A 6,503-nucleotide genomic window follows, 5' to 3' on the forward strand; every position below is an offset into this window, starting at 1 on the left:
GAGGGACTGGACATGGTGGGACTTCCTGATTCTCGCCCTACGTCAAACGGCGAACTTGCTCTGAGCTACCCGCCTCAACTCACCCTGACACGTAGGGCAGTGGCACCCGACGATGCGAGTGCCTGTGCCGTGACATGGCCGGCGGTGTGTTCTCTCAAGTTGTGGCCGCCTGTCTCGATCCAGATGGTGTCAATCTCGTTGCGCGCATTGGGTGCAAAACACCGGTGATGCCTGATCGTGACGCCGCTCGAGGAGTTCCAGCAACATGCTCCTGGTGCTTTCGTCGGGGCTCGTGCTTGAGCCACACATCGATCATCACCTGCTAGACCGCGGCGTGCTTGTTTAAGGCCTTTTTGATTCCGGCTGGTTTGTCGCGGGCCGAGCTCCACTTCGAGCTCTGGACGGAAGGAGCAATGCAGATGGCCCCCCGCATAAATATTCGGTGGCTCCCGAGCGCGCTACTGGCCATACCGCCCGGTGGCCCCCAAAGGCAATATCGGTGGCCCCCGGAAGCGCTAATACTCATTTGGGGAATCGTCAGCGCATTGCCGGTGGGCAAAATGACATGGATCGCACTAACGGATGGCTCGCCCGTTTCGTAAGCCAGCGCTCTCAAACGCCACAACTCACGGCGCTCGGGCATGCGACCGTCGGGGCTCTCGGCGGCATCGGCTTCACCGTGTCGCTTTTGTTGAACAAGCTCGCTCTGGGTGGTTCGGGAGCTGTCGCCGACGAGGGAACACTCGCAGTGTTACTGGGGTCGGTGATCTCAATGGTGGTGGCCGCCGTTTTGATCTCCCGTCTCGCCGCTGTCCACCGCCGCGAGGGCGTTCGTTCTAGGTCCGATCTCGAACCGGACTGAACTCACGGCGCTGCAATTCGTGAAAAAGGAACTGCCGACCACGAACGCGATTCGCGGCAGCGTGACCCGAGGTTCCCAGCCAACAGTGGTCACTGTCACAAAACGCCCCGTGCCCAAGTGGAAGTTCGCAGCCAGTCCGAGTATGACAACTCGGACGATACTTTGCGCGAATAGTGATGGCTTGCAAGGCTTCTCGTTGACGCTGAAGGCTATATCCCGGTGGCACCTTTGCCGGGTCGGATTGCCCCGGTTTCGTATCCGAGAACGACGGCGTGAACCCGGTCACGGAGCTGAAGTTTGGTCATCATCCGGCTGACGTGGGATTTTGCGGTTTGCTCCGCGATATAGAGTTTCGACGCTATTTCGCGGTTTGAAGCCCCCGACGCAACCAGCATGAAGACGTCTCGTTCGCGTTCGGTCAGTTCATTCAGCACGGTCGCTGAGGTGAGCCCTGCGGGCCGGCTGTCTACGAAGTTCTCGATGAGACGTCGCGTGACACTGGGTGCAAGCAGGGCGTCGCCGGCTGCGACCGTGCGAACGGCGGTAGCCAACTGTTCCGGTTCGGTGTCTTTAAGTAAGAATCCGCTGGCCCCGGCCCGGAGGGCTGCGTAGACGTAGTCGTCGATGTCGAACGTGGTGAGCATGATAATGCGGGGAATGTGGGCCGTTCCGATCGGAGAGATGAGTTGCCGGGTGGCATCTATCCCGTTCATGTTGGGCATTCGCACGTCCATCAGGACGATGTCAGGGTGTGCAGTGCGGTTTTGGCGCACAGCTTCAACGCCATCGTTTGCGTCTGCAACAACAGTCATGTCCGGTTGGGCGCTGAGAATGGCTGTGAGTCCGACCCGGTACATCGGTTGGTCATCGACGACCATGACGCGAATACTCATAGGTCGCCGTTCTTGGTTGTCTCGGCGCATACCGGAAAGGCCGCGAAAACACGGAAACCCCCCTCGGGCGTTGGCCCGTGTTCGGTCTGGCCGCGCAATTGAGCGGTACGTTCTTGAATGCCCTGAAGTCCTCGACCGCCGGTTCCGAGCGCTTCGGCTGGGCGGTGCATTGTCGGATCTGGTTCGGCCGGGTCGTTGGTGATTTCGACCTGCAGCTTGTCTTTGACGATCTGGAATTGCACTGACACCGCCGCGCCGGGGGCGTGGCGAAGAGCGTTGCCCAGCGCCTCCTGCACCGTTCGGTATGCAGCCAATTGCACAACGGAGGAGAGGGTCGTCGCGTTCGAGCCGATACTGAGAGTGACAGGAGAACCGGCCCTGGTCGTCACGAGTGCGAGTTCCTTAAGGTCGGATAGCTGTGGCTGGGGAGAGAATGGTAAGTCTCGCGCGTCGGGGCGGAGCACGCCGAGCACCTGCCGCATTTCGTTGAGCGCAGAACGAGCGGAACGCGCGATGTTCTCGAATTCTGCCCGGGTTTCATCATCGAGATCGGGAATCCGGTAGGGCGCCGACGAGGCCTGAATGTGAACTAGTGACATGCTGTGAACAACAACGTCGTGCATCTCTCTGGCTATTCTGCCGCGTTCTTCGGCGTGTTCCCGCCGGGCGTGTTCGAGCTCCACGTCCCGTTTTGCGGACGCGAGTTGGTCGCGGATTCGTTGGCGTTGCCCGATCGCTATCGACAGAGCCAGTACCAGGGCACTGATGGAAGAATCGCCAATGATACTGCTTTGCCAATTTGTGAGCCCGCCTGTCGGCCGAGACATGATGGCGGCAACGAGCAAGATCAATACAATTCCCAACCACCATACCGCCAGGGGCAACAACCAGCCGCCCCAAATTCCGAGTACCGCGATCAGCGCACAAAAGGCGAGCAAACCGGTGATGGGCAATGGCCAATATTGTCCGGGGCTGTGGGCCGTGAGCACGATGAGACCTGCGAGTGCCCCGAGATTGAGCATCGAGCCGATCTTGGGAAAACGGGGCGCGAGAAGGATGCTTCCACAGAGAATCGTGAAGGTCAGGAAAGTCAGCGCAATAGGAGTGTCATAGACATCGATAGTTACCGGAACCGCCGTGCTAAAGAGGGCGATAGTGATGATGGCTAGAACAGACCAGGCGAGGGCGCGGGGTCGCCGCAGCCGGGCAACCGCCCCGGGGTAGAGCCGTCGCAACTGGTGACGAAACAGGAGCATTGCCAACTATTCCTTCTGAGTAGGTAGACCACTGCGCTTGGGTGTCGCCGTTGGCCCGCGATCTCGACTCTACGCACAATGACGCGCTGGACCAGCCCCCTCGGGTACATGCCACCCCCTACCGGCGTAGGGGTGTGGTCGGTACCCGCAGTCATTGTCTACATGAATGCCTTGTCCTTAAAGTCAGCGGGTGCCGCGATCTTCGGCACCCGCCCGAACCTCAAGGAGAACCCTATGAAAAGCCCTAATCGCTGTGCAGAATTCACTGACACCGCGGCACCGGACGGCGTGATTGTCGCCAGCCCCGTTGCCGCCGCTATTTCTGGGGTGGTGACGCACTGATGGCTGCACTTCTGGCACCGCCCAGCAGGATGTCACAGGCCACCCCACCCCGAACGCCAACCGACCATGGCTTCTTCTGGAAGCTCGGCGGATGGTGCGCCGAACGCCGATGGGCGGTCATCATCACCTGGACGCTCCTGCTGGTCGCCGTCACGCTCGGGAGCTCGGCGTTGAACGGTGCATACAACGCTGCATTCGTCCTCCCCAATTCCTCGGCACAAATCGGCGCCGACCTCCTCAAAAGCCACACGGACCAAACCGGAAAGGCCGCCCGGGGGACCGCATCAGGCGACGTCGTATTTCACGTTTCCTCCGGAACACTGGCAGCCCAACAGTCGGCCATACAGGCTTCCATCACCTCCATTGCGAGTCTCAGCTCGGTTCGTGCAGTGAGCGATCCCTTCGCCTCCATGTCTGCCAACGGTCAGGTCGCAGTCGCCTCAATCACCTACAAAGACACCGTCACAGCCTTAGACACACCCGACGCAAGCGCCGTAGATTCTGCTGTCAGCGCGGTGAGGACAGCGGGCATCAGCGTCGACTATGGTGGCGACCTCGGAGGCGCCGCTGGGCCATCCTCCGCAACAACGAGCTCCGAGCTCGTCGGGATCGGAGTCGCGATCCTGATCCTGCTCCTCGCGTTCGGAAGCGTACTCGCTACGTTGATTCCCGTTGTCAGCGCTGTGATCGGCATCTTTGCGGGTATCGGTGTTCTGGGCATTGCCAGCGCCTACTTCGCCTTCCCGAGCGAGGCGCCGACCATCGCGCTGATGATGGGGCTTGGCGTCGGAATCGACTACGCCCTCTTCCTCTCAACCCGGTTCAGACAACTCATCAAGGACGGTCTCGACCCAGTCGCCGCGGTCGCCACGACCGTTGGCTCCAGTGGCCGCGCCGTGGTCATCGCCGCCGCTACCGTCGTGATCTCGCTGATCGGTCTCTACGCGTCGGGCATCACCTACATTGGGCAGCTTGGCGTGTCGGCCAGCATCACCGTCGCGGTCGCCGCCCTGTCGGCAATCACGCTCGTTCCCGCACTCCTGGCAGTTGCAGGTCGACGAATCGACGTCCTCAAAGTTCGCAAGAACCCTATCGCTGAACCGGTCACGAACGCGCAGGGCTGGCAGCGGTACGCAACCGCACTGAGCAAGCACCCCGCCGCCTATCTCACTGCTGGGCTTGGGCTGCTTGTCCTGCTTGCCCTGCCAGTCCTGACCATTCAGATCGGAAACCCAGGCGTTCGAGCCTTGTCCACCCAAACGACAGAACGTCGGGCATCGGATGCCATCGACGCGGGGTTCGGCCCCGGATACCAAGCACAACTCGTCGTCGTAGCCCGGGCACCCCAAGGCCAGACCGACGCCCAGCTTGCAACCGAAGCCACAGCCCTAAATGAGACCCTCACCTCAACGCCAGGTGTGGCCTCCGTGACAAAGTTCGCACCCACCACGGACAAAATGCTCCTCGTGGGAAAGGTCACACCCACCACCTCCGTCGGCGACACCGCCACCGCCAACCTGATCTCCCGGCTAGACGCCACGGTCCTACCAGGCCAAATGAAAACTTTCGGGTATGCCGGCTACGTCACCGGAGGAGTCGCCACATCGATCGCACTCCAGCAAGCTGTCGCATCATCGTTGCCCACGATCATTTTCACGGTCGTAATCGCGGCAATCCTCCTAATGCTTCTCACCTTCCGATCCCCAGTGCTTGCCCTCAAAGCAGGAATCATCAACCTTCTCTCAATCGGTGCCTCATATGGGGTCCTCGTCGCAGTATTCCAGTGGGGCTGGGGCTCGAGCTTCCTCGGCGTCGCCCAACCAATCCCGATCGTCTCGTACGTGCCCATGCTGATGTTCGCCATCATCTTCGGCCTCTCGATGGACTATGAAGTATTTCTGCTTTCACGCATCAGGGAGGCATGGATACGGGGAGACAGCAATAGAGATAGCGTCGCCCACGGACTTTCCGTGACAGGCCGAGTAATCACGTGTGCGGCCGTAATCATGGCCTGCGTGTTCTTCTCATTCCTTCTCACAACGAGCATCACTATCAAGATGCTCGCGCTCGGCCTGGGTATCAGCGTCCTCATCGACGTCACCGTCGTGAGACTCGTGATCGTTCCATGCGCAATGTACCTTTTCGGACGCGCCAACTGGTGGACACCCAAATGGCTGGACCGCATCCTGCCTCACCTTGAGCCCTAACAGAACTCGTCTGCACGCGGAAATGCCCTGCTATCGCCAGGTACCCCCCGTTATTTTCTTCGTAGGCCCAATCAGTGTGAGCTGGGAGGGTGTTGGCCTGTCGGGCCCGGCATGATTGCTGCCCCCAGTCGTTCATGATCCGGGGGGGGTGTTGTCACCGGGCCTGACTGGCATCAGGTGATCGCTGATCGGGCCTGGACCGGGACTCGTCCCAGACCATTCGTAACGTGGATGCCAAGACTTGACGCCGCGGCACAGGCCAACGAAACGAAGCCTGGAACGGAGAATTCATGATCGAGAACTACGACACCGTTGACGTGCTTATCGGCGTTGAGGCGAACATCACGCCGTTGCATCGGACCGGGCGGGGAAACAACTCTTCGACAAAGCGCTGCCCAACGAAGAGATCAAGCTGTGGGACCTGATCGGGCAGTTGAAGGAGCGCGGTCGGGTGTTGTTCGTCGTGGATCAGCCAGCCACGATCGGTGCGATGCCGATCGCGGTCGCGCAGGCCGAGAACGTGCTCGTGGACTACCTGCCGGGCCTGGCCATGCGCCGGCTCGCGGACCTCCACGCGGGGAAGCGAAGACCGACGCCCGGGATGCCGCGAGCTTTTTCGTGGACAGCAGTTCTGACACCTTTGTGATCCGTTCTAGAGCGTTGCGCCTCACGCGGATCGGAAACGATCAATTCTGGACCGTCGAGAACTTTTGGAGGTTTACGACAGCTTTGTAGCAGCTGATGTGCTTCACCGGTGAAGGCTGGTTGGGCCGATTACCCCTGCGCTGTTGGACGAACGACGATCTCTCCGACGTCGATGCCGGCGGGTTGTTCAATGGCGAAGGGGTCACGTCCCGCTGAGTGGTGGAGTTTCTCAACACCGTGCGGGTCAGTTGTTCTAGCTTAGGCGGCGGCGAGTTCTGGGAGAATCACCGCCTCGTCC

The 6,503-nt window shown here is 60.4% G+C and carries 4 protein-coding genes and 1 pseudogene; 3 read left to right on the forward strand and 2 right to left on the reverse strand.

Annotation, left to right across the window (positions count from 1 at the left end):
• Window positions 1-565: 565 nt before the first annotated feature.
• Window positions 566-862, forward strand: coding sequence for a Na+/H+ antiporter NhaA (locus tag E3O39_RS09115; protein WP_134448359.1), 297 nt, complete (start codon window positions 566-568; stop codon window positions 860-862).
• A gap of 209 nt (window positions 863-1,071) precedes the next feature.
• On the opposite strand, the gene E3O39_RS09120 is transcribed toward E3O39_RS09115, so the two are convergent.
• Window positions 1,072-1,755: a response regulator transcription factor gene (locus E3O39_RS09120; protein WP_134448357.1), complete on the reverse strand. Its 684-nt coding sequence runs from the start codon at window positions 1,753-1,755 to the stop codon at window positions 1,072-1,074.
• Complete coding sequence (locus E3O39_RS09125) at window positions 1,752-3,011, reverse strand: sensor histidine kinase (protein WP_134448355.1); 1,260 nt, start codon at window positions 3,009-3,011, stop codon at window positions 1,752-1,754. The genes E3O39_RS09120 and E3O39_RS09125 overlap by 4 nt, the downstream gene beginning before the upstream one ends.
• Before the next feature lie 341 nt (window positions 3,012-3,352).
• On the opposite strand from E3O39_RS09125, the gene E3O39_RS09130 reads away from it, so the two are divergent.
• A complete protein-coding gene (locus E3O39_RS09130; RefSeq protein ID WP_198413421.1) occupies window positions 3,353-5,560 on the forward strand; it encodes an MMPL family transporter in 2,208 nt (735 codons plus the stop codon).
• A gap of 290 nt (window positions 5,561-5,850) precedes the next feature.
• Window positions 5,851-6,169, forward strand: a pseudogene (locus E3O39_RS09135) (transposase); the annotation flags it as partial.
• Between the last annotated feature and the right edge of the window lie 334 nt (window positions 6,170-6,503).

The sequence above is a fragment of the Cryobacterium sp. MDB2-A-1 genome, assembly GCF_004402675.1.
Taxonomy (GTDB): Bacteria; Actinomycetota; Actinomycetes; order Actinomycetales; family Microbacteriaceae; genus Cryobacterium; species Cryobacterium glucosi.